Here is a 2136-nt window from a genome sequence, read left to right as displayed (position 1 = left end):
GGCACGCTGGGCATCCTGATCCCGCCGTCCACCGGCTTTGTCATCTATGCCATCCTGACCGAACAGAGCATCGGGCGGCTGTTCCTTGCAGGTGTCCTGCCCGGCCTGCTGCTGCTGAGCGCCTTTATCCTGACCATCACCATCATGTGCTGGGTGCGCCCCGCCTTTGGCCCTGCCGGTCCCCGCACCACGATCGACGAGAAAAGCCGCAAGCTGCTGGGCGCCCTGCCGATCCTCGTGGTGATCCTGTTGACCATCGGCGGCATCTACGCCGGTCTCTTCTCACCGACAGAGGCAGCGGGGGTCGGCGCCGGGCTGGTGATCCTCTACGGGATCGTCACCCGCACCCTGACGGTCCGCGCTTTCTGGGAGGCCTCCAAGGACAGCATCGTAACCACCGCCACGGTGATGCTGATCCTGATCGCGGCGCATATGATCAACCCCTTCCTGGCCCTCAGCCATATTCCCACCGTCGTCGGAGAGTTCCTGGCCGGGCTTGAAGCGGGGACAATCGGAACCCTCATGGTGATCCTCTTCGTCTACCTTGTGCTGGGCTGCTTTCTCGAAGGCTTTGCCATGCTGGTCCTGACCCTGCCGATCTTCTTTCCCGTCATTGTCGACCTGGGGATCGACCCGATCTGGTTCGGCGTGCTGGTGGTCCTGACACTTGAAATGGGATTGATTTCGCCCCCCGTGGGGATCAACGTCTTCATCGTCAAGTCGGTGGCGCCCAAGGTCGAGCTGGGGACGATCTTTCGCGGGGTCCTGCCCTTCTGGCTGGCGATGATCGCGACGCTGGCGGTGCTGATTGCCTTCCCGCAGATCTCGCTGATCCTGCCAAATACGATGTTCAACTGACGTGACAGAAGGCCAGTCGATCCCGCGCAACCTGAGACATCTGCGTCTCTTGCCTGCGATAGCAGAACACCGTTCGCTGACCGGAGCGGCCCAGGTCAGCGGCCTGTCCCAGACCGCCGTGACGCACGCCTTGCACAAGGTGGAAACGGCCGTGGGCAGCGCCCTGTTCGACCGCAACAGTATCGGAGCCTTTCCGACGGATCGCGGTCAGGTACTGCTGGCAAGGGTCCGGCGCGCGCTCGACCGGCTGGACCCAGCCCTCGATGCCCTTGCCCCCGGCCTGTCGCGCGTGGTGACGCATTCCCAGTTGATCGCGCTGATCGCAACCGCCCAGAGCGGCAATGTCACTCTGGCCGCACGGCAACTGGGCCTGGCGCAACCGACGGTCCATCGCGCCGTGACCGAGCTGGAACGTGCGGCGGGTCGATCCTTGTTCGACCGGGCGCGCAGTGGATTGGTTCCCCGACGGGCCTGCCTGTCGCTGTGCAGGGCCGCGCGGCTCGCCTTTGCCGAGCTGGACCAGGCAGAGGCGGACCTGGCAGAGTTCGACGGGCGCGAAGGCGGGCGCGTGGTTCTGGGCGCCCTGCCCCTCTCGCGAACCAACCTCCTGCCCGCGGCACTGGTCGCCTTCCGGCAGGAACGACCCGAAACGCCGGTCATCGTACACGACAGTCGCTATGAGGATCTCCTGGCCGGCCTCGTTGCCGGCGAGGTCGATGCCATCATCGGAGCGTTGCGAGATCCCGCTCCGGTCGCGGAGGTCGAACAACACCCGCTCTTCGACGATCGTCTGTGCTTCGTGTCCGGCCCCGGGCATCCGCTGACAAAGGAATCCGCTCCGACAATCGCAAGCCTGGTTCAATGGCCCTGGATCGTCCCCCGCCTGGGCGCCCCTGCCCGGCGTCAATTCGAAGAGTTCTTTGCCAAACACGGATTGAGACCGCCGGAGAACGTCATCGAAAGCGGCTCTGTCCTCTTGATGCGGGAAACGCTGCGTCAGAGCGAGATGCTTGGCTGCATTTCCGGCTGGCAGGCTGCCGCCGAGGTACAGCACGGCCTGATGACAGCACTTCCGATTCAACCGGATGTTCCCGCACGCCAGATCGGCGTCACACTTCGCCGCGACTGGATGCCGACCACCGCCCAACGCCGCATGCTGGATCTGCTGAAAGAGGCAGCTCGAAATTTCTGATCCGAAACAGCAAAAGCCCCGCCGGATAAACCGGACGGGGCTCTTGTTTCGTATGTCGCATAGAGTGATTTGGTTTTTACTAGGTT

2 protein-coding genes are annotated in these 2136 nt (G+C 63.7%); both read left to right on the top strand.

Translation table 11 applies throughout. The features are described 5' to 3' along the window. Window positions 1-858 (top strand): TRAP transporter large permease (locus PVW46_RS13370; protein ID WP_274576164.1); only part of this gene is annotated, 858 nt, incomplete at its 5' end. 1 nt (window position 859) lies between these two features. Further along, entirely contained in the window at window positions 860-2050 is a 1191-nt protein-coding gene (locus tag PVW46_RS13365; protein ID WP_274576163.1) for a LysR family transcriptional regulator, read from the top strand. Window positions 2051-2136: the final 86 nt, after the last annotated feature.

Origin of the sequence: Mameliella sp. AT18 (genome assembly GCF_028807275.1) — a bacterium.
In the GTDB taxonomy this organism is placed as follows: domain Bacteria; phylum Pseudomonadota; class Alphaproteobacteria; order Rhodobacterales; family Rhodobacteraceae; genus Antarctobacter; species Antarctobacter albus.
This window is presented reverse-complemented; position numbering and strand designations above follow the sequence as displayed.